This window comes from Streptomyces sp. NPDC053367, from assembly GCF_044545925.1.
Taxonomy (GTDB): domain Bacteria; phylum Actinomycetota; class Actinomycetes; order Streptomycetales; family Streptomycetaceae; genus Streptomyces.
Genome location: NZ_JBITYN010000008.1, coordinates 166991 through 191265 on the forward strand (window position 1 = coordinate 166991; position 24275 = coordinate 191265).

At 72.3% G+C, this 24275-nt stretch carries 22 protein-coding genes and 7 tRNA genes; 11 read left to right on the forward strand and 18 right to left on the reverse strand.

Annotated features, from left to right (window positions below; genetic code table 11):
* Window positions 1-43: 43 nt before the first annotated feature.
* Window positions 44-769, forward strand: coding sequence for a 3'-5' exonuclease (locus ACIGXJ_RS23105; RefSeq protein ID WP_399649089.1), 726 nt, complete (start codon window positions 44-46; stop codon window positions 767-769).
* A gap of 109 nt (window positions 770-878) precedes the next feature.
* Here ACIGXJ_RS23105 and ACIGXJ_RS23110 read toward each other — a convergent pair.
* Together ACIGXJ_RS23110 and ACIGXJ_RS23115 are read right to left on the reverse strand one after the other, a co-directional pair.
* Window positions 879-950, reverse strand: a tRNA-Val gene (locus ACIGXJ_RS23110).
* A gap of 39 nt (window positions 951-989) precedes the next feature.
* On the reverse strand, window positions 990-1436 hold the full coding sequence (locus ACIGXJ_RS23115; protein ID WP_399648453.1) for an SRPBCC family protein: 447 nt from the start codon (window positions 1434-1436) through the stop codon (window positions 990-992).
* A 103-nt stretch (window positions 1437-1539) separates the two neighbouring features.
* On the opposite strand from ACIGXJ_RS23115, the gene ACIGXJ_RS23120 reads away from it, so the two are divergent.
* A complete protein-coding gene (locus tag ACIGXJ_RS23120; RefSeq protein ID WP_399648456.1) occupies window positions 1540-3954 on the forward strand; it encodes an SCO7613 C-terminal domain-containing membrane protein in 2415 nt (804 codons plus the stop codon).
* A gap of 76 nt (window positions 3955-4030) precedes the next feature.
* Here ACIGXJ_RS23120 and ACIGXJ_RS23125 read toward each other — a convergent pair whose 3' ends face one another.
* The 7 genes from ACIGXJ_RS23125 to ACIGXJ_RS23155 form a co-directional block, all read right to left on the reverse strand.
* A complete protein-coding gene (locus ACIGXJ_RS23125) occupies window positions 4031-6769 on the reverse strand; it encodes a Tat pathway signal sequence domain protein (protein WP_399648458.1) in 2739 nt (912 codons plus the stop codon).
* A 98-nt stretch (window positions 6770-6867) separates the two neighbouring features.
* A complete protein-coding gene (locus tag ACIGXJ_RS23130; protein ID WP_399648460.1) occupies window positions 6868-7482 on the reverse strand; it encodes a hypothetical protein in 615 nt (204 codons plus the stop codon).
* Window positions 7483-7495: 13 nt separating this feature from the next.
* On the reverse strand, window positions 7496-8353 hold the full coding sequence (locus ACIGXJ_RS23135; RefSeq protein WP_399648462.1) for a carbohydrate ABC transporter permease: 858 nt from the start codon (window positions 8351-8353) through the stop codon (window positions 7496-7498).
* Entirely contained in the window at window positions 8350-9306 is a 957-nt protein-coding gene (locus ACIGXJ_RS23140) for a carbohydrate ABC transporter permease (protein ID WP_399648464.1), read from the reverse strand. Before ACIGXJ_RS23140 ends, ACIGXJ_RS23135 begins: the two co-directional genes overlap by 4 nt.
* An 11-nt stretch (window positions 9307-9317) precedes the next feature.
* Window positions 9318-10604: an ABC transporter substrate-binding protein gene (locus tag ACIGXJ_RS23145; RefSeq protein WP_399648467.1), complete on the reverse strand. Its 1287-nt coding sequence runs from the start codon at window positions 10602-10604 to the stop codon at window positions 9318-9320.
* 1486 nt (window positions 10605-12090) lie between these two features.
* A tRNA-Val gene (locus ACIGXJ_RS23150) sits at window positions 12091-12162 on the reverse strand.
* Window positions 12163-12237: 75 nt separating this feature from the next.
* The gene (locus tag ACIGXJ_RS23155) at window positions 12238-12708 is read right to left on the reverse strand and encodes a TIGR02611 family protein (RefSeq protein ID WP_399648470.1); all 471 of its coding nucleotides are present in this window, start codon (window positions 12706-12708) and stop codon (window positions 12238-12240) included.
* Window positions 12709-12898: 190 nt separating this feature from the next.
* Here ACIGXJ_RS23155 and ACIGXJ_RS23160 point away from each other — a divergent pair, with 190 nt between their 5' ends.
* Together ACIGXJ_RS23160 and ACIGXJ_RS23165 are read left to right on the forward strand one after the other, a co-directional pair.
* The gene (locus tag ACIGXJ_RS23160; protein WP_004002642.1) at window positions 12899-13312 is read left to right on the forward strand and encodes an SsgA family sporulation/cell division regulator; all 414 of its coding nucleotides are present in this window, start codon (window positions 12899-12901) and stop codon (window positions 13310-13312) included.
* A gap of 345 nt (window positions 13313-13657) precedes the next feature.
* Window positions 13658-14215: a CGNR zinc finger domain-containing protein gene (locus ACIGXJ_RS23165; RefSeq protein WP_399648473.1), complete on the forward strand. Its 558-nt coding sequence runs from the start codon at window positions 13658-13660 to the stop codon at window positions 14213-14215.
* A 72-nt stretch (window positions 14216-14287) separates the two neighbouring features.
* Here the strand turns inward: ACIGXJ_RS23165 and ACIGXJ_RS23170 are convergent, their stop codons facing one another.
* Together ACIGXJ_RS23170 and ACIGXJ_RS23175 are read right to left on the reverse strand one after the other, a co-directional pair.
* The gene (locus ACIGXJ_RS23170; RefSeq protein ID WP_356689695.1) at window positions 14288-14440 is read right to left on the reverse strand and encodes a hypothetical protein; all 153 of its coding nucleotides are present in this window, start codon (window positions 14438-14440) and stop codon (window positions 14288-14290) included.
* Between the two features lie 227 nt (window positions 14441-14667).
* Entirely contained in the window at window positions 14668-15108 is a 441-nt protein-coding gene (locus ACIGXJ_RS23175) for a hypothetical protein (RefSeq protein ID WP_399648475.1), read from the reverse strand.
* A gap of 217 nt (window positions 15109-15325) precedes the next feature.
* Between ACIGXJ_RS23175 and ACIGXJ_RS23180 the strand changes: the two genes are divergently transcribed.
* Window positions 15326-15853: a DsbA family protein gene (locus ACIGXJ_RS23180; RefSeq protein WP_399648477.1), complete on the forward strand. Its 528-nt coding sequence runs from the start codon at window positions 15326-15328 to the stop codon at window positions 15851-15853.
* A 96-nt stretch (window positions 15854-15949) separates the two neighbouring features.
* Here ACIGXJ_RS23180 and ACIGXJ_RS23185 read toward each other — a convergent pair whose 3' ends face one another.
* From ACIGXJ_RS23185 to ACIGXJ_RS23195, 3 genes are all read right to left on the reverse strand, one after another.
* A complete protein-coding gene (locus ACIGXJ_RS23185; protein WP_399648480.1) occupies window positions 15950-16774 on the reverse strand; it encodes a GNAT family N-acetyltransferase in 825 nt (274 codons plus the stop codon).
* Window positions 16775-16862: 88 nt separating this feature from the next.
* Window positions 16863-17684 (reverse strand): aminotransferase class IV, encoded by an 822-nt coding sequence (locus ACIGXJ_RS23190; protein ID WP_399648482.1) that lies wholly within the window; start codon window positions 17682-17684, stop codon window positions 16863-16865.
* Window positions 17685-17687: 3 nt separating this feature from the next.
* Entirely contained in the window at window positions 17688-18728 is a 1041-nt protein-coding gene (locus tag ACIGXJ_RS23195) for a chorismate-binding protein (RefSeq protein ID WP_399648484.1), read from the reverse strand.
* A gap of 179 nt (window positions 18729-18907) precedes the next feature.
* On the opposite strand from ACIGXJ_RS23195, the gene ACIGXJ_RS23200 reads away from it, so the two are divergent.
* From ACIGXJ_RS23200 to ACIGXJ_RS23220, 5 genes are all read left to right on the forward strand, one after another.
* Window positions 18908-18980: transfer RNA gene (locus ACIGXJ_RS23200), tRNA-Gly, on the forward strand.
* A gap of 37 nt (window positions 18981-19017) precedes the next feature.
* A tRNA-Cys gene (locus ACIGXJ_RS23205) sits at window positions 19018-19091 on the forward strand.
* A gap of 1 nt (window position 19092) precedes the next feature.
* Window positions 19093-19164: transfer RNA gene (locus ACIGXJ_RS23210), tRNA-Val, on the forward strand.
* A 44-nt stretch (window positions 19165-19208) separates the two neighbouring features.
* A tRNA-Val gene (locus tag ACIGXJ_RS23215) sits at window positions 19209-19280 on the forward strand.
* A 35-nt stretch (window positions 19281-19315) separates the two neighbouring features.
* Window positions 19316-19387, forward strand: a tRNA-Val gene (locus ACIGXJ_RS23220).
* Window positions 19388-19440: 53 nt separating this feature from the next.
* Here ACIGXJ_RS23220 and ACIGXJ_RS23225 read toward each other — a convergent pair.
* The 3 genes from ACIGXJ_RS23225 to ACIGXJ_RS23235 all read right to left on the reverse strand — a co-directional run bounded on the left by ACIGXJ_RS23225 (window position 19441) and on the right by ACIGXJ_RS23235 (window position 21420).
* The gene (locus ACIGXJ_RS23225) at window positions 19441-19731 is read right to left on the reverse strand and encodes a zf-TFIIB domain-containing protein (RefSeq protein ID WP_399648487.1); all 291 of its coding nucleotides are present in this window, start codon (window positions 19729-19731) and stop codon (window positions 19441-19443) included.
* Between the two features lie 7 nt (window positions 19732-19738).
* The gene (locus ACIGXJ_RS23230; RefSeq protein WP_399648490.1) at window positions 19739-20767 is read right to left on the reverse strand and encodes a phosphotransferase family protein; all 1029 of its coding nucleotides are present in this window, start codon (window positions 20765-20767) and stop codon (window positions 19739-19741) included.
* Window positions 20768-21213: 446 nt separating this feature from the next.
* Window positions 21214-21420, reverse strand: coding sequence for a hypothetical protein (locus tag ACIGXJ_RS23235; RefSeq protein ID WP_399648492.1), 207 nt, complete (start codon window positions 21418-21420; stop codon window positions 21214-21216).
* Window positions 21421-22003: 583 nt separating this feature from the next.
* Here ACIGXJ_RS23235 and ACIGXJ_RS23240 point away from each other — a divergent pair.
* The gene (locus tag ACIGXJ_RS23240) at window positions 22004-23452 is read left to right on the forward strand and encodes a protein kinase (protein ID WP_399649092.1); all 1449 of its coding nucleotides are present in this window, start codon (window positions 22004-22006) and stop codon (window positions 23450-23452) included.
* 3 nt (window positions 23453-23455) lie between these two features.
* On the opposite strand, the gene ACIGXJ_RS23245 is transcribed toward ACIGXJ_RS23240, so the two are convergent.
* Window positions 23456-24274 (reverse strand): TrmH family RNA methyltransferase, encoded by an 819-nt coding sequence (locus ACIGXJ_RS23245; RefSeq protein ID WP_399648494.1) that lies wholly within the window; start codon window positions 24272-24274, stop codon window positions 23456-23458.
* Window position 24275: the final 1 nt, after the last annotated feature.

Consider the following 24275-nt stretch of genomic DNA (forward strand, 5'->3'; position numbering starts at 1 on the left):
CAGCTGCTTTCGGTGACAGAGGAGTTGTAGGGCGGTGGAGCCGATGAAGGCGTGGCACGAGGGCCCTCTGGCGGCATTCGACACGGAGACTACGGGTGTGGACGTCGAGACCGACCGGATCGTGTCGGCCGCCCTCGTCGTCCAGGACGCGCCGGGCGCCCGGCCGCGGGTGACGCGCTGGCTGGTGAATCCGGGTGTGCCGGTGCCGGAGGCGGCGACGGCGGTGCACGGGCTGACGGAGGATCATCTCCAGCGCAACGGCCGCTGGCCGGCGCCGGTGATGCACGAGATAGCCGCCGGCCTGCGTGAACAGGCGGGCGTGGGGCGGCCGCTGGTGGTGATGAACGCGCCGTTCGACCTGACCCTGCTGGACCGCGAGCTGCGCCGGCACCGGGCGTCGTCGCTGGCCCGCTGGTTCGAGTCGACGCCGCTGCTGGTGCTGGATCCGCGGGTGCTGGACAAGCATCTGGACCGTTACCGCAAGGGCCGGCGCACGCTGACCGATCTGTGCGAGCACTACGGCGTCCAGCTGGACGGCGCACACGACGCGGCCGCGGACGCGCTGGCCGCGCTGGAGGTCGTACGGGCGGTGGGGCGCAGGTTCGCCTCGCGGCTGGACCGGCTGTCCCCGGCCGAGCTGCACACGCTGCAGGCGGTGTGGCACGCGGCACAGGCGCGCGGGCTGCAGACGTGGTTCGCGCGCAACGGCAGCGAGGAGGAGGTGGACCCGGCGTGGCCGCTGCGCCCGGAGCTGCCCGCGGCGGCGTGAGGGACACCCGGCGTGAGGCAGGCGCGGCCTGAGCTGCGTGAAGAGGGCGCGGCACTGGGGCGCGGCATGAAGAAGGCCGGTCCGCGCTGGGCGGACCGGCCTTTCCCGGTGGGCGATACTGGGTTCGAACCAGTGACCTCTTCGGTGTGAACGAAGCGCTCTCCCACTGAGCTAATCGCCCGGGAACGGACTGAACAATACAGGTCTCGGCGGGGTTGGTTCAAACCGCTTCCAGGCGGGCGAGGAGTCCGCGGTGTCCGGCGCGCATCATCAGCGCGTGGTTGGCGCGGAAGACCGGCCGCCCGGGCAGGGCGAGGCGTCTGAGCAGCGGCTTGTTGACGGTGACGACCTGGTCGTAGCGGGCGAGGCTGCCGGTGCCGTGGGCGCGGACGCTCCAGCGGGCCCAGCCCTCGACGTCCCCGGTCATGGCGATCTCCAGCACACCGGCCGCGGGGTCGCGCCGCACCTCGCGCGCCGTGAAGGTCAGGTCGTACGGCAGCACGGAGCGGATGCGGATCACGCCGGTCGCCCCGTCGAGGCGGGTGACCTCGCGCACCTGGGGCCACCAGTGCGGATAGTCCTCGGCCCGTTCGAGGACGGCGTAGACGGCGGCCGGGGGCGCGGGCACGGCCCACAGGCTGCGGAAGCGGTAGCGGTTCCATTCCATGGTCGTCCACTCCAAGGTCTCCGTGTGCCGGGGCCGGCTCTGAGTACCTGTTCTGAGTATCCGCACTCATGCCGAACGCCGTGACGCGGGACACACTCCGAGCATGACCCACATTCCGCCCCCGGCCGAGGAGTTGCGGCTCCTCGACGCCGAGCTGTTCCGGCTGGACGCCCGCCGGTCCCAGCTGCTGGCCCGCCGCGCCTGGCTGGTGTCCCAGCTGACCCCGGTGCGGCCGCAGCCGCCCGCCTCCCAGCCGCCCCGCCGGGAGACGTCCGCGCCGAGCGTGCAGAACGTGCTGCTGGTGCTGGGCGGTGTGCTGCTGACCATCGCGGCGACGGCGTTCACCGTGGTGAGCTGGGGCCATCTGGGCATCGCCGGGCGGGCGCTGGTGCTCGCCGCGGTGACGGCTGCCGCGCTCGTGGCGCCGCTGCCGCTGCTGCGGCGTGGTCTGCGTTCGACGGCGGAGTCGGTGGCCGGTCTCGGGCTGGCGCTGACGGTGCTCGACGCGTACGCGCTGCACCGGGTGGCGCTCGCGGAGACGGACGGCACGGGATACGCGGCCGCCGCGTCGGCGGTCCTGGGGGTGCTGTGGGCGGGGTACGGCCTCGGGATCGCCCGCTGGTGCGACCCGGCCCTGCGGCTGCCGGTTCCCGCGGCCGTCGCGGTGGCCCAACTGCCCTTGCTGCTCTGGGCGGTGGCCGCGGACGCGGACCCGTCCGTGGTGACGGCGGCCCTGCTGGTGACGGCGGCCTGCGACGGTGTCCTGGCGCTGCGTGCGCCGGGCGGGGCCGTGCGGGTGACGGCGCTGACGGGCGCGTTCGGCACGGGCGGCTGGGGTGTCCTCGCGGCCGGCTCCCTGGCGGCCACTGCGTCCGGCCCGGGCGCCGCCGCCCGCGCGGCCGTGCTGCTCGGGTTCGCCGCGGCGATCGCCCTGGGCGCGGCCTGGCGGGCCCCGCGGCAGGGCCTCGCGCTCGGTACGGCGGTGACGGCGGGCCTGCTGCTGGTGGCGGCCCTGGGCGCGGTGCCGCGCGTGACGCTCCCGGGCATGTGGACGGTGCCGGTCCATCTCGCCCTCGGAATCGCCCTGTTGGCGGTCGTCTGGATCTCCCGGGTGCCCGAGCCGGTGCGGCAGGGGGCGCTCTGGGCGTCGGGGGCCGTGCAGGCGCTGGCCCTGGTGTGGACGCTGCCGGTGCCGGCGGTGACGCTGCTGGGCCCGCTGGGGCCGGCGGCCCGGGTGTGGTCCGGGGCGCCCGCGGACGCCCGGGCGGCGGTGACGGCCGATGTGCCGTGGCCGCCTGACGCGGCCCTGGTGCCGCTGGTCCTGGCCGCGGTGGCGGCGGTGGCGGCGTCGGCGGTCCGCAGGCCGGGCGACGGCGCGCGGTTCCTGCGGCGGGCCGGCTTCGGGCGCGGGATGACGGAGGGGGCCCCGCTGCCGGCCGCGGACGCCGTGTGGCGGCCGCGGGTGCTGGACACGGCCCTGGGTCTGGGCTGGGCGGCGCTGCTGGTGCTGCCCGCGACGCTGGAGCTGCCGTACCTCGCGGGCCTGGTGCTGCCGGCCGCGCTGACTCTCGCCCTGCTGCTGCCGGGCCGCCTCACGCCGACCGTGCTGGCGCTGGTCACCTCGGCCGAGCTGGTGCTGCTGTCGCTGGCCACGGAGGCGGCCACGCTGAGCGTGCTCGCGGTGCTGACGGCCGGGTGCGCGACGCTGGCCCGCCGGGCGCTGCCGGCCGTGGCCGCGATCGTGTACGCCACCGCGCTGGCCTGCGCGACGGGCGCGTCCCTGGGCTGGGAGCCGCGGTACGTGGCCCTGCTGGTGCTGGTCGTGCCGGCCGCGGCGGCCCTGTACGCGCCGCGCGCCGAGGGGGCGACGAGGCCGGCGGTGGAGGTGGCGGGTGCGGTGTCCGCCCTGGTGGCGGTCGGCCTGGCGGTGACCCACCCGCCGATGCTGTCGCTGGTCCTCGCCCTGCTCGGGGTGATCGCCGCGGGCACGGCCGTACGCCCGGACCGCCGCCATGTCGGCGGTGCGGCGGCGGGCCTGTTCGTGCTGTCCTCCTGGGTGCGGCTCGGGGCCTGGGAGGTCACCGACCCGGAGGCGTACACGCTGCCGGTCACGGTCCCCGCCCTGCTGGTCGGCCTGCTGCGCCGGCGCCGTGACCCGCGGGCCTCGTCGTGGACGGCGTACGGTCCCGGACTGGCCGTCACCCTGCTGCCGAGCCTGGTGGCGGCCTGGGCCGACCCGCACTGGCAGCGCCCCCTGCTGCTGGGTCTCGGCGCCCTCGCGGTGACGCTGCTGGGCGCCGGCGGCAACCTCCAGGCGCCCCTGGTGCTGGGGGGCTCGGTCCTCGCCCTGGACGCCCTGCACGAGCTGGCCCCCTATCTCGTCCAGCTCGCCGACGCCCTGCCCCGCTGGGTCCCCATGGCCCTGGCCGGCCTGCTGCTGCTCGCGCTGGGGGCGACGTACGAACAGCGGCTGAGGAACGTACGCAAGGTGCGGGACCTCCTCCAAGGCATGCACTGAGGTACCCAGGGCCGGTGGGGAACTGCGCGACCGGCCACGCACGGCGCGCGGTCCCCCACCGGCCCGGAGCCGACGACTACGACGGCATCCTGTGCCCGAGGAGGGCGAGATTCTCGATGGCGGCGAGGCCGTAGAGCGCGGTGTCGTTGGTCGACACCCACGCCGCCTCACTGCCCGCGACCAGTGCGACCGGCCCGCTGACCGCCTCGGTCTTCCAGGGCGAACTCTCCTTGTATCCGTCGGAGTTGTAGAACTTGCTCCAGGCGCGGGCGGCGAGCTTCTCGTCGCCCGTCTGCACGGCCGCGTACGCGTCCAGCCGCGAGTGCCCCTGGAAGAGGATCAGCGAACCGAAGTTGGACCCGTACCGAGCGGCCTGTTCCGCCTTGGTGGCGTTGAAGTAGCGGCAGTAGTCGAGGTACGCCTCCTTGAACTCGGGCATGTCGACGAGGTCGATGAGCTCGGCGCACAGCTCGTTGAGCCCGAAGACGGCGGACAGGTGCGAGACTCCGACGACGGGCGTCTCGGCGACGGCGAACCGGCCGGTGTCCAGGTCGTAGAGGCCGGTGCCCTGCACGAAGCCGTTCGGCTGGGCGGCGATGGTCTCCATGGTGGACAGCACCCGCGCCCTGGCCTTCTCCCACTTCGGGCCCTTGCGCTCCCACTCGGTGAGCCACGCCGACACCAGACCGCTCCAGTCCGTGCCGAAGCCGATGGACAGCGCGTGCCGGTCGGGCGTGTAGGGCTCGGTGCGGATCTTGCGGATGGGGTCGAGGACGAGGAAGGTCTCGTCGGAGTCGACGTTGGCGTGCATGAGGTCGCCGACGCGCTCGTCCGCGGTGAGGAAGTAGTAGTAGCGGCGGTACGTCGTGTTCGCGATGCGCTGCTGCTTGGCGCTGTCGGCGTAGTGCTGGACGCCGTGCCGGGTGCCGAGGCCGGCCCACTTGCCGAGGTGGTAGACGTCGACCTCGCCGGTGTGCCGGGTCATGGCCTCGGCGAAGCGGAAGATGTCGGAGCGGCCGCTTCTGAGATACGCGTACCAGAGCCACAGGTCCGGCGACAGTTCGGAGTTGTCCCACGCGTAGCCGCCCACGTCGTAGCGCCACTGGTGCCGGGCGCTGTCGTAGGTGTGCATGATGTCGCCGTAGTCCCAGAAGCCGTACCAGCGGCGCTGCTCCACCTGGTCCTTGTAGTAGGTGAAGAGGAAGTCGAGGTGGTCCTCGATCTTGGCCTTGGCGGGCGTGGAGCGGTCGGGCTCGGAGTACAGACCGGGGCCGAACACTCCGGCCTTGATGAGCTGCTCGGGCGGGGCCGCGAGCTGGGGCAGCACCCGCACGGCCTCGGCCTGCCGGGCGAGCTGCTCGGCCGACGGGGTGGACTCGTTGGCCCAGAAGAGGAGTTCGGAGGTACGGGCGATGCCGTAGGGGGTGCCGAAGCCGGGCTCGTAGTCCTCATAGGTGATGTTGAGGCCTTCGAGCTGCTCGGGGAAGGTGTCCTGGCCCATGCCGTCGTGGTAGAAGCGCAGGTCCATCGGCTGGGCCTCGGGCGACCAGAGCCAGACGGTGACCTGGGCCTCGTCGGTGTGGGCGGCGCGGATGTCGAGCTGGGCGGGGAACTTCTCCCAGAAGTCGCGCAGTCCGAAGGACAGGCCGCCGCTCGCGCCGCCGACGTAGGCGAAGCCGGAGGCGCGCCGGCCGCCGCCCGCCGCGATCCAGCCGTGGCCCTTCTTGGTGCGCTTGCGCACGGTGAAGCCGTCGGCGGAGAGCTGGGAGAGGGTGTAGTCGCCCCACTCGGGGATGTACTGCAGCCGCGTGGTCACGCGCTGGTCCCAGGTGGACGGGTCGGGCAGCTTCCGGCCCTCGAACTGGGCCGCCTGCACGGCCGCTCCGGGGTCGCGGCGCAGGCCGGTGATGCCCTTGACGGCCTCGCGCAGCAGTCCGGTGCCCTCGCCGCCGATGCGGATGTGGCGGTCGTAGGACTGGTCGCGCATGGGCACGGTGAAGCGGACGCCGATGCCGCGGATGAAGTCGCCGCTCGCCTTGCCGGGTTCCTGGGTGCCGTCGTAGGTGATGGTGTGCACCATGCGGAAGGACTCGGCGCCCGCGTAGAAGTAGAGGCGGACGGAGAAGGGCAGCCAGCCGCGGTCGCCCTTGCGGTGCTTGCCGTCGACGCGGACGACCGCGCGGACGGGGCCGTCCTGTTCGACCTTCACCTCGTCGATGGCGCTGTCGAAGCGCTCGTACTTCACCGTGCCCTGGTCGCCGTCCTCGATCTCGGGCTGGCGCAGCAGCACGAGGCGGCCGTCCTTGGCGATCTCGGTGGAGCCGCGGGTGACGGACTTGACCAGGACGGAGCCGGACTTGCCGATCCGGGTGGTGACCACGCCGGTGGAGACGGTGATCGTGCCGCCGTTCTCGTCGACGGTGACCTGGTGGGCGGGAGCGGCCGGGGTGCCCGGGGCGAGGGTGAGCCTGCCGTCGCCGGAGCCGACCGCGTGGGCGGTCCACTTCAGGGAGCCGTCCGGCCAGTGGGCGATCGGCCAGGACTGGACGGGGACCGCTCTGCCGGCCTCGTCCGTGAGCGCGAAGGTCTGGTCCGCCGGGACGGCGCCCTTGGGCCAGGGCACGCCGACCGTGGAGCCCGGAGCGGCGCCGAGGCCCCCGTCCTCCAGCCAGTTCAGGACGACCGGGTCGGCGTCGGCGGGCGCGGCGGCGGGGGCCGCCTGGGCCTTCTGCGTGCCCAGCGCCCAGCTGAACTGCGCGGCGGCTCCGGCGACGGCGGCCGCCTTCAGGATGGACCTGCGGGGGATGGGGGACATGGCTTTCCTTTCCGTGCGGATGCAAGGCTTGCCAAGGGCATGACAGAGAGAGGTGCGGCGCTCGGGGCGCCGCCCTCGCTTCTTTCGAGGGCTGCCGGTCAGCGGTGCCGGTACCGCTCCTCCACGGCGACGGCGGCCGCCGCGACGGCACCCAGCACCGGCACCGCCAGCGGGGCGATCAGCCAGCCGGAGCAGACGACGACCACCAGTCCCCCGACGATCAGGAAGGACCCGGCGGGATCGAGCACGGTCCTTCGGACCGCCGCGGGGAGCAGCGCCCGCCAGGCCGCGCCCGGTGTCCAGGTCGCCGCCGCGCGCATCCCGGCGACGGCGGCGGCGAGAAGCGCGAGCAGGCCGACCGCTCCGACCAGCGGCCCGCCGGGAAGCCCGGCCCGCGCGGCCTGTACGTCCACCCCTACGACGGCCAGGGCGGCCCAGCCGGCGAGGCCCACGACCCACCCGCCGCGCAGCGCCGCCCGGAAGTCGGCGGCGAACTCCCGCAGGCCGCCCGCCTCATGGGCCGTACGGCGGCGCAGATGGCGGGCGCCCGCGGCGAACGCGGCCGGGTAGGTGACCACACCGAGCGAGAAGACCGCGATCCACACGCCGGTGAGCAGACACTCGGCGAACACCCCGAACCGCTCGTTGAACCCGGACTCCTTCGCGGCCTTCTCACGAGCCGCCCCGCGGGCCTCCGCGTGCACCTGTGCCATGGCGTGTGCCCCCTCAGCCCTTGAGTCCGGAGGTCGCCATACCGTCGATGAGGTACCGCTGGAAGGCGAGGAAGAACAGCAGCACAGGCAGCAGCGCGACCAGCGACATGGCGATCATGCCGCCGTAGTTGGCGACGCTCTCCTGGTCGCGGAACATCATCATGCCGAGCGAGACGGTGTACTTGCCGGGCTCGTTGAGGTAGATCAGCGGGCCCATGAAGTCGTTCCAGGCGTTGATGAAGGTGAAGATCGCACTGGTGATCAGGGCGGGCCGGCACAGCGGCAGCACGATCGACCAGTAGATCCGCAGGTGCCCGCAGCCGTCGATCCGGGCGGCCTCGTCCAGCTCGCGCGGCAGGTTCCGCATGAACTGCACCATCAGGAAGACGAAGAACGCCTCCGTCGCCAGGAACTTGCCGATCAGCAGCGGCACATAGGTGTTGATCAGCTCCATCTTCTGGAACATCACGTACTGCGGGATGAGCAGCACGTGGTACGGCAGCAGCAGGGTGCCGATCATCAGCGAGAACAGCAGGTTCCGCCCGGCGAACCGGACCTTGGCGAAGGCGTACGCCGTCAGGGAGCAGGAGACCAGGATGCCCACGACGGAGCCGAGCGCGTAGAACAGGGAGTTCTGGAAGAAGGTCGCGATGGAGATGTCCGCGATGCCCTCGGCGAGACCGGTGAAGTTCCTCGTGACGGGGCTGGTGGGGAACAGCTGCAGAGAGCCGATGATCTCGTCACTGGGCTTGAAGGAGGCACCGAGGACCCAGACGACGGGGTAGAGGACGACCGCCAGCACGAGCAGTGAGCCGATGTGCCAGGCGAGCGAGCCGGTCCGCTTGTTCACGGCAGGTGTGATGGCGCTCATCGGGCGTCCTCCGAGTAGTGCACCCACTTCTTCTGGGACCAGAACAGCACCGCCGTCACCAGGGCCACGGCCAGCAGCAGCATCCAGGCCATCGCGGAGGCGAAGCCCATCTGGGACTCCTTGAAGCCCTTCTGGTACAGGTAGCAGGTGTAGACGAGCGTGGCGTCGGCCGGTCCGCAGGACTGGTTGGAGACGACGTAGGCCGAGCCGAAGATCTGGAACGAGTGGATGGTCTCCAGCAGCACGTTGAAGAACAGCACCGGGGAGATCATCGGCAGCGTGATGCTCCAGAACCGGCGCAGCGGTCCGGCCCCGTCCATCTCGGCGGCCTCGTAGAGCTCTCTCGGCACCTGCTTCAGACCGGCCAGGAAGATGACCATGGGGGCGCCGAACTGCCAGACGGTCAGCGCGACCAGGCTGTAGAGGACCCAGTCGGGGTTGCCGACCCAGCCGCCGACGTCCACGCCGAACAGCGACATCGACCTGTCGACGATCGCGTCGTCGGAGAACAGCGCCCGCCACACGAACCCTACGGAGACACTGGCGCCGATCAGGGACGGCATGTAGAACGCGGCCCGATAGAAGGCCTGGCCGCGTCTGCTCTGGGCGAGCAGCAGGGCAACGCCGAGGGCCAGCAGCAGCTTCAGCGGGGTGCCGATGACGACGTACTTCGCGGTGACCTCGACCGACTTCTGCCAGCGCGGGTCGTCGAACATCCGCGTGAAGTTGTCGAGCCCGATCCACTTCGGGGAGTTGAAGAGGTTGTAGTCGGTGAACGCGAAGTACAGCGAGGCGATCATGGGGCCCGCGGTCAGCAGCAGGAAGCCGGCGATCCACGGGGACATGAACAGATAGCCCGTGAGGTTGTCCCGGCGTCCCCGCCGCTTGGCGGCGGCGGGGACGGGGGAACGTGTCGGCCGGGTGGTGGACACGGAGTCCTTGACGAGCGTCACGGCGGTTCCCATCAGGCTTGGAAGGCGGCCTCGGCCTCGGAGAAGAACTGCTTCACCGCGTCGGAGACCTTGGTCTTGCCCTGGGCCATGTCACCGCCGATGCGCAGGAACGCGGCCTCGACGGTGTCGGCGCCGGACGGGTGCGGGGTGATCTTCCCCAGGACGCCGGCCTTGGCGGTGTCCTCCTCGTACTGCGCGATCTCCTTGCCGATTGCCTCGGTCGGCTTGTACGCCTCGTACTGCTCGGTGGTGGCGAGGATGCCGCGGTCGTAGCCCATGATCTTGCCGACCTCGGGGTCGTGGACCATGAAGTCGATGAACTGGGCGACCTCCTTGGGGTGCCGGGTGCGCGCGGAGGCACTCAGCATCAGAGAGCCGAGGTACTGGCCGGTGTTCTTGCCGTCGGTGGTCGGGATGGGGGCGAGGCCGTACTCGCTCTTGCCCTCCACCGAGTAACGGACCGTGAAGTTGTCCCAGGTGAACTCCGAGGCGGCGTGCGCCGCGGCCAGGGAGGACTTGGGCTTGTCCTGCTCGACGATCTTCGGGTCGGTGATGTGGCCGGCCTTGACGCGGTTGTAGGCGTCCTGCCACCACTCCGTCAGATCGGTCTGCTCGAAGCCGAGTCCGTCCTCGGTGAAGAAGGCCTTGCCGTTCTGACGGAGGTACAGGTCGTACAGGTACATGATCGAGTGGTAGCCCGAGTCACCGGCGACACCGGTCTTGTCGTGGATCGTCTTCAGGGCCTTGAAGTAGTCGCCCCAGGTCCAGCCCGGCGCCGCCTCGACACCCGCCTTCCGGAAGACCTTCTTGTCGATGACCAGGGCCATGGTGTTGGAGCCCACCGGAATGCCGAGCTGCTTGCCGTCCACCTCACCGACGGAGGTGACACCCGCCCGGAAGTTGTCCAGGCTCAAATTGCCCGCGTCTATCTGGGACTTGAGGTTCAGGAGAATGCCGCGCTTGTCGTACTTCCGAAGAAATCCAACGGCGTTCTGGAAAACGTCCGGCGGGTTTCCGCCCGCGGCCTGCGTCTGGAACTTCTCCCAGAAAGAGACATAGTCCTGGAAGTCGGTCTTCACCTTGATCTTCGGGAACTTCTTCTCGAAGAGCTTGATGGACCGGTTGATCCGCTTGGCCCGCTCCTCGGCACCCCACCAGGAGTAACGGATCGTCACCGTTCCGTCAGCACCGGTGCCGCCGTCACCGCCGCAGCCGGTCGTCGCGGCCAGCCCCAGGGTGGCCACCGAGGCACCGGCCGCCTTCAGGACGGTGCGCCTCTCAACATTCCCTGTGCCCACAGTGGACCCCTCCCCGCAGCGTCGTTGCCGCTTCATGAATCGTTTCAAGTAAGCGCTTGCCGGGACAAGTTACGGAGGGGCTCGGGGTGCGTCAATGATTCGGACAGGAATTTCTTCCGGGACGGCTCGCTCGTGGGGTGTGGCTGCTGGGCCGAGGTGGGGGCTGAGGGTGGGCGCCGGCGCAGGTGAGGGGGGTGGGTTCGAGGAGTCGAACGGGTGTTGGCCTGCCGTACGGGGGTGGGGGTGGCTGAAAGTCGTTCCGCCGGATTCCACAAGGCGTTCGGCACCTCCGCCGAAAACAGCCGGATGGGGGGCGAGGGCTGGTGGGCGGGGTGGGGGGTCCGGGGACTGTCGGGATGGGCTGGAGTGTGCGGCTGGGAGGCGGGGCCGGGAGGGCGGCTCCGGGAGGGCGGAGGGTGTGAGTGCGGGCTTGGAGGGGCGGGGCCTGGGCGTGGGGTGGCGGGTGTGGGTTGAGGGTGGCTGTGCGGGGCTTCTGGTGGGGCGAGGGGGGCTGGGGGTGTCGGGGGGCGTGAGGGGCTCTTCGGGGGCGCAGTGCGTGGCCGTGGGGTCTTGTGGGGGCGGCGGCCGCGGGGCGGCAGGTGAGAGAGGGCAGCCCATTGCGCCATGCGAGCAGCACGACGCCTCGGCAGGACTGCGCACCGCCGGAGCGCCCAGGCACAAGGGCGGTGGCATGGACTCGGAGGGAACGCGCACGTCAGGCACCGCAGGCATACCGAGGCGATCCCACGACACCGGAGGTCAGAGCACCCGTTGGGCACGCGAGGTCGTGGCGCCGCGCAGGACGCCCAGGTCAGAAGAGCGGAGACCTCACCCACGGCCCCTGACACCCATGCGAGAGCGAGGGCTTGGATGCACCCGAGACGGTGTGGCTGAGGGCGCGATCCCCCGGGGCAGCCGGCCGCCGGACGACCACCTCGCGCGGGCAGCGCGAGCCCGGGCCGCAGGCGGCGGCCACGCCTCGACGGGCCGCAGGTCACGGCCCCAGGTCACGGCACCCGGTCCAGGTCAGAGAGCCGGAACGGAGCCCTCACCCCCGCCCCCTCCGCCAAGGGCGAGGACGCGCCCGCCGGAACTGCCGGACGCCGGACGACGCCCGAGCGCCTCGTAGACAGTGCGAGCGAGCCCGGGACGCAGGGCGACGGCCACGCCTCGCCTCAACGGCCGCAGGGAACAGCCCCCCAGCGAGAAACCCCCAGGTCACGAGACCAGAGACGGCGCCCCCGGCCCGTGGCCCGCGACCCACGGCGCCCGCCCCGGCCCCTCCGCCGACGACAACCACAACGACACGACAACGACAACGGCTCAGGCAGCACCCCTGACGGACGGCGTGAGCGAGGCGCGACCCCTGAAGGTGCGGACCCGGCAGCTTTGCGCGCGGACCCGGCGGGCGGCCCGTGGCATGTCGGAGGCCTCGGGTATGACAACGGCCCGTCTGCTGTTTCTGCAGACGGGCCGTTGACCGGGGTGGGCGATACTGGGTTCGAACCAGTGACCTCTTCGGTGTGAACGAAGCGCTCTCCCACTGAGCTAATCGCCCGGGCGCAGGAAGAACATTACCCCATGTCAGGGGATGGCCGTGACCGGCGTCGGCCGGGCCTGCGCCCGCCCCGGGTCACTGGTCCTTGATCTTCCAGGGCATGACGAGGCCGAACTTCCAGAGGTAGAACCCGGCGAGCGCCCCGATGATCACCAGGCCGACGACCGTCAGGATGATGTTGCGCCGCCGGACCTGGGGGTCGAGGGCCCGCTGGGCGGCCTCGGTCACCTTGCGCTTGGTCCAGCGCAGCACCAGCTGGGCCCATACGAACTCGGTCGCCCAGATCGCCATTCCGCCGAAGATCACGACCCAGCCGGGGCCGGGCAGCGGAAGCATGACGATGCCTGCCGCGACGACCGCCAGGCCGACCACGAAGACGCCGACCTGCCAACTCAGGTGCAGCGCCCGGCGCGCTCTGATGAACTCCGGAGCCCTGGAGCCGAGCGCGCGCTCGGCTTTGCTCCCGTCCGCGTTCGTATCGTCCACCATCACACCGTCCGCCGCCATGGCCACCGCCTCGCCCGGCTGGTCACTCCCCGTATTCATGCCACCAAACCTACCGGACCGATTCCGGTCACCGTAATGGCCGTACCCTCCGAAGCCCGCCTCGGCCGGAAGAGTTACGTAAAGCCATGCAAAACACTCAGAGGGGTTTACAACGGCACCGTAGGTGGCATGTCGATTTCGCCGACGTGCGAATCCCCGAGCGCACACTGAGCGAAAGGCCCTGGCGCTTATGAACACCACGGTCAGCTGCGAGCTGCACCTGCGCCTCGTTGTGTCGAGCGAGTCCTCCCTGCCTGTCCCCGCAGGCCTGCGGTACGACACGGCCGACCCCTACGCCGTGCACGCCACCTTCCACACCGGAGCCGAGGAGACCGTCGAGTGGGTCTTCGCCCGCGACCTCCTCGCCGAGGGCCTGCACCGGCCCACGGGAACCGGCGACGTCCGTGTCTGGCCGTCGCGCAGTCACGGCCAGGGCGTCGTCTGCATCGCCCTGAGCTCCCCGGAGGGGGAAGCACTGCTCGAGGCCCCGGCGCGGGCCCTGGAGTCGTTCCTGAAGCGGACGGACGCCGCCGTGCCGCCCGGCACGGAGCACCGGCACTTCGACCTGGATCAGGAGCTCTCACACATCCTGGCCGAGAGCTAGGAGAGCCCCCCACAGACCGCCCGGCGCCGTCCACTCGGGGAGACGGCTCGGGCCCGGACAACCGCATACGGCACACACCGGCGTCGTCGCCGCGGTCCAGAGCCGCGGGGTCGACGCCGGTTCCGGTGTGGTGACTGTGCGTGACGAAAGGGGTGGTTCTCCCACGAGGTGGGAGTGGGCGGCGGTGCGTCGCGTATGCCGGGAACGTCACGGAGCGCGTGTGCGTTGTACCGGCACCGCGAGCGGATGCGCGGCGGCGAGGCCCTTTCGGTGCGGCGCCGAGCCACTACCATCGGCCAGCATCGACGGGCGCCCGCCCGACCCCCAGTCCAGGGAGAGCGAAACGTGCTGATCACCCACGACACCCGGTGCGCCCTCGACACTGTGGTGGATCTGGTGAACACCGCACCCGAGGACGAGACCCCCGAGGGGCTGCCCGACGTGGCGACGCTCGAGGAGTTCGTGCGCACCCACAAGGTCAGTGACGTCGGGGCACTCTCGGAGTTCGACCTCGCCGCGGTGCGCAAGATCCGCGGGCGGTTCGCCGCGATCTTCGCGGCCCCCGACGCCCGCGGGGCGGCCGGCCTGATCAACGAACTGATCGCCGCGGCGGGCACCACCCCGCGCCTCACGGACCACGACGGCTACGACTGGCATGTGCACTACTTCGCCCCCGGCGCCTCCCTGGCCGACCACCTCGCCGCCGACTGCGGCATGGCGCTCGCCTTCTTCGTGGTCGCCGGTGAGCAGGAGCGGCTGCGCCGCTGCGAGGCCCCCGACTGCCGGCGTGCTTTCGTCGACCTCTCCCGCAACCGCTCGCGGCGGTACTGCGACAGCCGCACCTGCGGCAACCGGCTGCACGTCGCCGCCTACCGGGCGCGTCGCAAGGAGGCCGCCGGCTGACCCCGGCCCGGTCGGCGCCGGCCGATGCTCACGCGGCCCCCGGCGGGTGACGCCGGGGACCCCGGGTAAGGCTCACAGCAACAGCAGGTCGTGCAGCGCGGCCATGAGCAGCAGACTCCCGATCACCGCAAGGAAGATCATCAGCGGTGGCTGGGAAAGGGCGAAGAGACATCCGCGCGGCTCGTCCTTCGGCGGCGCGGCATCGCTCTGTGTCGTGTCCAGCATCTCGCGGCGATGATGGCGCAATCCGCACCCTTGACGCGATCAACACGCCCGCAGCTGGCGGTAGTTCGCCGAATCCCGTGACATGCGGGTGCGGGCGGGGGTACGGTCGCCCGCTCATACCGGCAGACCCGTCCGAATCAGCAGAGTCATCCGGATGGACAGGCTCGGTTTCATATCCGCAGAATCAATTCGATCAGCTGAAGCGGACGCACATCAGCCGGCGGGCTTCATATGCCGTGCTTCTTGAGGATCGCCTCGATGTCGCTGAAGTCCTCGGAGTCGCCCCGGTTGCCGGTCTGGGCGCGGGGCGCGGTGCGGGTGGCCGAGCCGAGGGAAGGCGCCGAGGTCTGCGGGGCGACCGCCTCGCGCTGTGCCGCGGCTGCCGCTGCCCGGCGCTCCTTGCGGGTACCGCCCCGGCGCCGCTCGACCGCGCGCGTCGTGGCGAACAGGGCCCAGGCCGCACCCAGCACGCCGAAGCCGGCCCAGGCCGTCGGGCTGAAGGCGGTGTCGGCGAGCCAGTCGACCACGCCGGTCATCACCAGGCCGAGCGGCACCAGGGCGTAGGCGGCGATACGGGCCGCCGCCAGGAAGCGGCGGCGGTAGGCGGTGACCGCGGCGATGCCGAGGCCGGCCGCGGCGACGGCGGAACACACGGTCTCGGCAATCATCCGGTCCTCCAGGCGACACGGTCGGGCAAGCGGTTCGTCCCCTCCATCGTGCACCTGCCGCACCCGGCCCGGCCATGCTCCGGCCGGACATCAGGGACATCTCCGGGTCGCCTCCTCCGTGAGTGGGGGTCGGCTCCGGGTCGCCGAGGCCGCCTCCTCCCCCACGCGGCTCCCGGCCCGGTTGGGGCGGCTCCGTCGAGGCTGGGAGACTGATCCCATGAGCGACACCTCCTCCGCGGCGACGCGTCCCACGACCCCTGTTCTCGACTTCTGGTGCGATCTGCAGTGCCCGGACTGCCGTACCGCACTGGAGGACCTCCGCGCCCTGCGCGCCCGTTACGGCGACCGGCTGGAGGTGCGGCTGCGGCACTTCCCGCTGGAGAAGAACAAGTACGCCTTCGCCACCGCGCAGGCCGCCGAGGAGGCCGCCGAGCAGGGGCAGGGCTGGCCGTACGTCGAGGCGGTGCTGGGGCGCGTCGAGGAGCTGGGCCGCAAGGGTGAGCCCTTCCTCGTCGAGGTGGCCCGGGAACTCGGTCTGGACGCGGAGGAGTTCGACACCGCGCTGATCGACGGCCGGCACATCCTGATCGTCGACGCCGACCAGGCCGAGGGCAAGGCGCTCGGGGTGACCGGCACGCCGACCTACGTCATCGGCGGGGAGCGCCTCGACGGCGGCAAGAGCCAGGAGGGCCTGCGCGCGCGCATCGAGGAGATCGCGGACCGCCTGCTGGCCGGGCAGGGCTGAGCGCGAGCGGGACCTCGGCACCGGCGGGCCCGCGCGGCCGGAGCCGGCCCGGCCCGTCAGGTCGTGGAACCGCCCGCCGGTGAGGGTCCGGCCCCCTCACAGCAGGGGTTTGTACATCACGTATCCGACCGTCCGGTAGCCGAGGGAGTCGTAGAGCCGTTCCGCCGGGGTGTTGCCGGCGAACACGTTGAGGCCGATGGTCCGCCTCCCCGCGGACAGCGCCTGGGACTCGGCGAGGAGCATGAGGGAGCGGCCGTGGCCGCGGCCCCGGAAGCGGGCGTCGGTCTCGACGTCGTAGACGTACGCCCGCTCGGTGTCGAGGGCCAGCCAGAGCGTGCCGACGGGTGTGCCCTCGTGTTCCAGGACGCTCAGCCGGACGTCGGGGGTGTCCAGGCCCTGCGGCAGGAGGCTGGCGTGGTCGCGGTGGGCCTTGGCCCAGGCCTGGTCCTCGGGGACGCCGCGGGAGATCCACTCGCGGGCGTACTCGGCCATGCCCTTTTCGTTCCAGGGCCCGAACTCCGCCTCCGTCATCGGGCGGGCCCGGCTGCCGTCGGGCAGGGCCGGGGCGGTGGTGCCGAGGCGTTTCTCCATGCCGCGGTTGCGGTGGGTGTAGCCGAGGGCCGTGAGGAGGCGGAGGGCGGCCGTGGCGTCGGCGGGCACGTTGGCCTCGATACGGGTGCAGCGCCAGCCGCGGGCCACCTCCTCCGCGGCGAGCGCCGCCACCGCGCCCCGGCCCCGCCCACGGTCCGGTCCCTCGATGTGCAGGTCGCGGATCTGGGCGACGGCGGGCCCGAACACGGGATGGGTGGCGAGGTGTACCGCGCCGACGGGACGGCTGTTCACGCACACGGTGAAGTGGCGCGACAACGCCCCGTCGGCGGCGCGCTGAAGCGGCTCGGTCGGCCGCAGGGTCGTGGTCATCACGGGATTTCTACCCGTCCACGCGCCCGTCGGCAGCTGGATTTCACACCGGCTGCACAGGTGCGGCCGGCTCGCCTGCGCGTCGGGCCTACGGGTCGAGGTCGTCGCCCGAGCGCTCGTCGAAGATCCGCATGGCCTTCGCCGTCACCGGGCCCGGCGTGCCCGGCAGGTCGCGGCCGTCGACCCGGTGCACGGCCTGGATGTCGCGGAGGGTGGAGGTCAGGAAGACCTCGTCGGCCCGCTCCAGGACGTCCAGCGGCAGGTCGGTCTCCTTGGCGCCGGTCCACTGAACGGCCAGCTCGCGGGTGATGCCGGCGAGGCAGCCGGAGGCGAGGGGCGGGGTGTGGATCTCGCCGTCCAGGACGACGAAGACGTTGGAGCCGGTGCCCTCGCAGAGCTGTCCGACGGTGTTGGCGAAGAGCGCCTCGGAGGCGCCCTGCTCGTGGGCGCGGGCGAGCGCGACGACGTTCTCGGCGTACGAGGTGGTCTTCAGGCCGGTGAGGGCGCCGCGTTCGTTGCGAGTCCAGGGGACGGTGATCACGGCGGTGGAGTCGGGGCGGCGGGTGGTCTCGCCGAGGGCCACGACCAGGGTGGGCCCGTGTTCGCCTCGGTCGGAGCCGAGGGGGCCGTGGCCTCCGGTGTAGGTGATGCGCAGCCGGCCGAGCGGCATGGGGTTGGCGTCGATGACGGCGGCGCAGGCGCGGCGCACCTCGTCGAGGTCGGGGTCGGGCAGGCCGAGGCCGCGGGCGGAGCGGGTGAGCCGGGCGAGGTGCCGGGTCAGGGCGAAGGTGCGGCCGTCGGCCACCTTCACCGTCTCGAAGATGCCGTCGCCGACGGTCAGGCCGTGGTCGAAGACGGATACGCGGGCGGACTCGATGTCCTGCAGCCCGCCGTCGAGCCAGATCTTCACTTCCTAGAGCCCTTCTCCAGTGACCTCGTACGTGCCCGACGCTACCGCGAGCAGCCGGGACGCCTTCAGTTCGGTCTCCCGCCACTCCCCCTCGGGGTCGGATCCCCAGGTGATGCCGGCCCCGGTGCCGAAGCGCAGCATCCCCTCGGCTCGGTCGATCCAGAAGGTGCGGATGCCGACGGCCAGCTCGGCCGTGCCGCGGTCGGCGTCGACCCAGCCGATGCCGCCGCAGTAGGGGCCGCGCGGTGCGGTCTCCAGGGCGTCGATGATGCGCAGGGCGCTCGACTTCGGGGCGCCGGTGACCGAGCCGGGCGGGAAGGCCGCGGCCAGCAGCTCGGGCCAGCCGGCGTCCTCGCGCAGCTCGCCGCTGACGGTGGAGACGAGGTGGACCAGGCCCGGGTGCTTCTCCACGACGCACAGGTCGGGGACCGTGACGCTGCCGGTGGCGCACACGCGCCCGATGTCGTTGCGGACCAGGTCCACGATCATGACGTTCTCGGCGTAGTCCTTCTCCAGGAGGTCCGCCTCGGTGCGTCCGGTGCCCTTGATCGGCCCGGACTCGACCGTCCGCCCCGCCCGGCGCAGGAACAGCTCCGGGGAGGCGGTGGCTGTCTCCACGCCGTGCTCCGGCAGCCGGATCGTTCCTGCGTACGGTGCCGGGTTGCCACGGGCGAGGAGTGCGGTCAGGGCGTCGACGTCCGCGTCGGCGGCGACGGGCGCGGACAGCACCCGGCAGAGGTTGGCCTGGTAGACCTCGCCGCGCGCGATGTGCTCGCGGATCCGTCGTACGCCCGCCGTGTACGCGGCCCGGTCGAGGGAGGACGTCCAGTCCCGGGCCGCCGGTCCCCGCCAGGCGCCCGGTACGGGGGCGGGCACCGGCTCCTCGCGTACGTCGGCGAAGCGTGCGCAGGTCAGCCGGCCCTCGAAGTCCGCGGCGACGGCCCAGAAGCCGGCGGAGTCGAGTGCCTCGGGGTCGTCGGTGACGTCGAGGAGGCCGGTGGCGACGCGGTCGCCGAAGCGGGCCAGAGGAGCGAGGTCGAGCACGGTGTCGAGTCTAGGGCGGGTGTCCCGCGGGTGGCCCCGGCGTGACCTGCGGGGTGGGGCCGCGCGGCCCGGTGGGCGGGTGCAGCGCAGCACGCTGCGCAAACGCGTTTTTGTACTGGCCGGGGAATCCGCTAGAGTTCAACACGTCGCCGGGACGCGAGAGCGCACCGAAACGACAAGCGGACGTAGCTCAGTTGGTAGAGCGCAACCTTGCCAAGGTTGAGGTCGCGAGTTCGAGCCTCGTCGTCCGCTCGCAGGAAGAGGGGGTTTCCCGATCCCCTACACTCCTGGTGGAGTGGCCGAGAGGCGAGGCAACGGCCTGCAAAGCCGTCTACACGGGTTCAAATCCCGTCTCCACCTCCAAGGACGATTAGCTCAGCGGGAGAGCGCTTCCCTGACACGGAAGAGGTCACTGGTTCAATCCCAGTATCGTCCACTGGGCCTTCTCGAAGGCCTGGCGATCTTCTCGAAGATCACCCCGCGCGATTAGCTCAGCGGGAGAGCGCTTCCCTGACACGGAAGAGGTCACTGGTTCAATCCCAGTATCGCGCACGCAACGCCCCTGACCTCCGGGTTCAGGGTCCCGAGGACGATTAGCTCAGCGGGAGAGCGCTTCCCTGACACGGAAGAGGTCACTGGTTCAATCCCAGTATCGTCCACACACCGAAGCCCCCCGGTCCCGCGACCGGGGGGCTTCTTCGTGGTCCGTGGCTCAGCTGGAGAAGAGCATGCGGCCGAAACTCTTGTGACGTTGGTGGCCGCCGTAGTGGGCGCCGCCGTGCTGGGCGCCCCAGGCGGGGGCCGGCGGGGCGGGGTAGGCCTGCGGGGCCGGGGCGACGGGCGGCGCCGGCGGGGCGGGCTGGGTCCACTGGGCCTCCAGCCGGGTCAGCGCCTCGAGCTCGCCGTAGTCGAGGAAGATCCCGCGGCAGTTGGAGCACTGCTCGATCTGGACACCGTTGCGGTTGTAGGTGTGCATCGCCGCGTGGCACTTCGGACACTGCATGGTCGGCTCAACTCCTCGCCGTCGGTCCTGCTTGATGGAGATCCAGGACGCCGTCTATCTCCAGCACAGACTCCGCCCGTTCGCCGCCGGTTGCACGCTGCTTCGTGAAACTCGCCGCCGACTGCGGTGATACCGAACACATGCGTGCACAGGCGTCGATCAGCGACTGCTCGACCTCGTCCAGGCCGCGGTCCGCCGAGACGGCCTTGGTGATCGCGAGCGCCGCCGTCTGCACGGTCAGGGCGCGCGCCGGGACGTCCAGGGCGGGCCAGGGGTCGCCGTCCCTCGGCACGGCCGGGCCGCCGGCCTCGCGGTAGGCGGTGAGGAAGCGGCTCCACTCCTCGGGCGGCAGCAGGCCGCAGGCGTACCAGGCGGCCGGGCGGGCCAGGTCCCATGCGGGGACGCCCGTGCCCAGGTCGTCGACGTCGATGAGCCGCCAGGGGCCGTCGGGCGCCGGGTGGCGCACGAGCTGGCCGAGGTGGAGGTCACCGTGGCAGAGGGTGGTCGCGTCCGGCATAGGGGCCTCGCCGCGGGCCCAGGCCGGGAGGGTGCCCCAGGCGCCGAGGACGGGGGCGACGGCCTGATGGTCAGGGGCGCCGGCCCGGAGACGGGCGACGGCACCGGCCGCCTTGGCGGGGCCGCGCATCGGGGGCAGGCCGGTGGGCGCCGGGCTGCGGTGCAGTGCGGCGAGCAGCGCCGCGGCGGCCTCCCAGGGCGCGGCGTCCGGGTCCTCGGGGTCCACGGGGGTGCCGTAGGGCCAGAAGGTCACCTGGCGGCCGTGCAGCGGGACCGGCGTCGCGGAGAGCGGGGGCAGCAGCAGCTCGGGCAGGGCCGCGGCCACGGCGACGCGAGGGGCGAGATCGGCGAGGGTGGCGCCCGGGGCATGGGCCTTCGCGACGGTGCCGCCATGGCGTACGACGGTGGCGTCCGGGCGGTCGGCAAGGGTGACGCCCGCCCCGCAGACGCAGCTCCCGGCGCCCGGGTGGGCCGCGCCCCGGGCCTTCGCCGCGAGCTCGGACGACAGGTCTGCGGTCACATCTCCCCCAGGTGGTCTGGCGTGAGGGTACGCGAGGCGGACGTGGGCGTGGCGGAGGAAGCGGGGGCTTGATCGAGCGACCGCCCGGGCAGGGCAGGAGCTGCGCCCGGAGAGGGAGCGCGCCAGAACTCCTGGACCAGCCCCCCGGCCCGGAGTCGATCGCGAGCTGGCGACGGCGCGGCTCGGGCGCGGTCGACGCCGGAGGCTCCCCGGGGGCCGTCGGGCAGGACCGGAGACGTCGCGGCAGGAACCGGGGACTTCGAGGCCGGCACCGAAGACGTCGCGGCGGACCAGGGACGTCGTGGCCGGGCTGGTCGGGAGAAGAGCAATGCCGGCGCAGCTCCCCAGCTGCGCCGGCATTTTTGCCGTCCGCCGCACCCCCGTCCCCACGGGGTTATGGGTGGATGTCCCCGCCCGGACCGCTCTTCCGGGCCTGGGGTCGCCGCTCAGCGCCCCAGCATCACGCCCACGGACGACGCCTGTGTGGCCACCGTCTCCCAGCCGTCGAAGACGAGCAGGAGCAGGGCCGCGAGAGGAAGGGCCATGGCCGTGGCCACCAGCGGGTGGCGGCGCCCGGTACGGCGCGGGTGGAGGGCGGCGTACGCCCTGCGTCCCTGGCTGCGGAGCGCTGTCCGCGGTGCCGTGAAGGCCATGGTCCCTCTCCTGACCGCTCTCGGTTTTCGTTGGCAGCGGCGGGTGTCTGACCTCGGGGGACGAGTGCTCCACCCGCCGCTTGACCTCAAATCTAGGCCCGCGGCGGACACCGGTCGTCATGCCCTCGTACCGATTGCCGGGCCTCCCGGAGGATGAGCTCCTCCCCGGCGCGTACTCCCCTGGGTGGAGACGCGGACCCGGGTCTCGGGGTCTTCCCGGAGGGGACGCCCCGTCTGTCCTGATTTCCCGGGCCGTACGGGGCCGCTGGGTGACTTCCCTCACTTCCGTCCCCGCCGCCTCCCGGCCGCCTCTGCCCGAGGTCCGCGCGCCGTGCGCAGGGGGTCGGTCCGCGGTGTTCGGGGCGTGCTCCCGCGCCTCGGTCCGCCTTAGTCCAATGACCTTTGTGCCATTGGCCGTTGGGGTCGTGGGCGGATTCCCGGGGTGCGTCCCCGCGGGGCCTGACCCTCTCTCAAGTCTCCCGTCCAGCACCGGCAATCCGCGCAACAGAGAGGGCGCGGCCTCTGCGCGCACACGGCCGTGGAAACGTAAGCTGTGCCACGTCAGACGGACCGGGCAGCGGGGATGAACATGGCGATGATGCGCCTGAGGCGCGAGGACCCGCGCGTCGTCGGCTCGTTCAAGCTGCACCGGCGGCTCGGGGCGGGCGGTATGGGGGTCGTCTATCTGGGCTCCGACAAGAAGGGGCAGCGGGTCGCGCTGAAGGTGATCCGGCCCGATCTGGCGGAGGACCAGGAGTTCCGGTCGCGGTTCGCGCGCGAGGTGTCCGCGGCGCGGCGCATCCGGGGCGGGTGCACGGCGCGGCTGGTCGCGGCGGATCTGGAGGCCGACCGGCCGTGGTTCGCCACGCAGTACGTGCCCGGTCCCTCGCTGCACGACAAGGTCGCCGAGGGGGGCGCGCTCGGCGCGGCGGACGTCGCCGCGGTGGGGGCCGCGCTGTCCGAGGGGCTCGTCGCCGTCCATGAGGCCGGTGTGGTGCACCGGGACCTCAAGCCGTCCAACATCCTGCTGTCCCCCAAGGGGCCGCGGATCATCGACTTCGGCATCGCCTGGGCGACCGGCGCCTCCACCCTCACCCACGTCGGCACCGCCGTGGGCTCCCCCGGCTTCCTGGCGCCGGAGCAGGTGCGCGGCGCCGCGGTCACCCCTGCCACCGACGTGTTCTCGCTGGGCGCCACGCTCGCGTACGCCTGCACGGGCGACTCGCCCTTCGGACACGGCAGTTCGGAGGTGATGCTGTACCGCGTGGTGCATGAGGAGCCCCAGCTGCACGGTGTCCCCGACGCGCTGGCCCCGCTCGTACGGGCCTGTCTGGCGAAGGACCCCGAGGAGCGGCCCAGCACGCTCGACCTCTCGCTGCGGCTGAAGGAGATCGCGGCCCGCGAGGCGCAGATCATGCTCGACGGACGGCCGCCCGCGCCGCGCGCGCCCGAACCGGACCGGCCCACCGGCCGGCTCGCCGAGAGCCACCCCGAGCAGCAGCGCGCCCCGCAGCGCCGGCCGCGGCCGCAGGGGACGACGCCCGAGCCCCGGCCCGCCCGCGGCCCGGCCCCCGCGCGCGGGGCGGCCCCGTCCCGGGGCGGCAGCGCCTCACGCGGTGGCACCGCCTCGCGCGGCGCTGCGGCGCCCCGCTCCGGCCAGACCCGGCCCACGCCGGTCCCCCGCAACACCCCCGCCACCCGCGGCTCGACCCGCGGCGGCAGCGGCAGCCGGCCCGCGCCGCGCGGTGGCCGTCCGGCGCCGCGGACCACGGGCACCCGGCTGCGGCCGGCCAATCCGCGACTGCTGCGCCAGCGGCTGTTCGTGTTCGTCGTGGTCACGCTGTTCGTGTTGCTCGGCATCGCCCTGGTGCAGGGCTGCCAGGGCTCCGCGAGCGGGCTCGGCACCCCCGGCGGAAGCGGGACGGGCGAGCGGCGCGGACAGGCGGTGCAGCCGTCGTACACGCCGCTGGACCGGGGATCGATGATGTCGCAGCGGTACGAGTCGACGTTCGAGATGTCCGAGCCCGAGTAGCGGCTACGCCGCCGGGCGGCCCGTGGCCACCGCGTAGAAGGCGACCGCGGCCGCCGCGCCCACGTTGAGGGAGTCGACGCCGTGGGCCATCGGGATGCGGACCCATTCGTCCGCCGCGACCAGGGCCTGGCGGGACAGGCCGTCGCCCTCCGCGCCGAGCATCAGGGCGACCCGGTCCATCTTGTGCGGGGCGGCCTCGTCGAGGCTCCTGGCCTTCTCGTCGGGGGTGAGGGCGAGCAGGGTGAAGCCCGCCTCACGGACCGAGTCCAGGCCCTTGGGCCAGGTGTCGAGCCGGGCGTACGGCACCGAGAAGACGGCGCCCATGGAGACCTTGACGCTGCGTCGGTACAGCGGGTCGGCGCAGTCCGGGGAGAGCAGGACGGCGTCCATGCCGAGGGCGGCGGCGGAGCGGAAGATGGCACCGATGTTGGTGTGGTCGTTGACCGACTCCATGACGACCACGCGGCGGGCGGCGCCCAGCAGCTCGGTGGCGTCCGGAAGCGGCTTGCGCTGCATGGAGGCGAGCGCGCCGCGGTGGACGTGGTAGCCGGTGACGCGCTCGGCGAGCTCCGGGCTGACCGCGTACACGGGGGCCGGGAGCTCGTCGATGACGTCGCGCATGACGTCGACCCACTTCGCCGACAGCAGCATCGAGCGCATCTCGTACCCGGCGTCCTTGGCCCGGCGGATGACCTTCTCGCCCTCGGCGATGAACAGGCCCTCGGCGGGTTCGCGTCTGCGGCGCAGCTCGACGTCGGTCAGGCCGGTGTAGTCGCGCAGGCGCGGGTCGTCGGGGTCGTCAACGGTGATGAGATCGGCCACA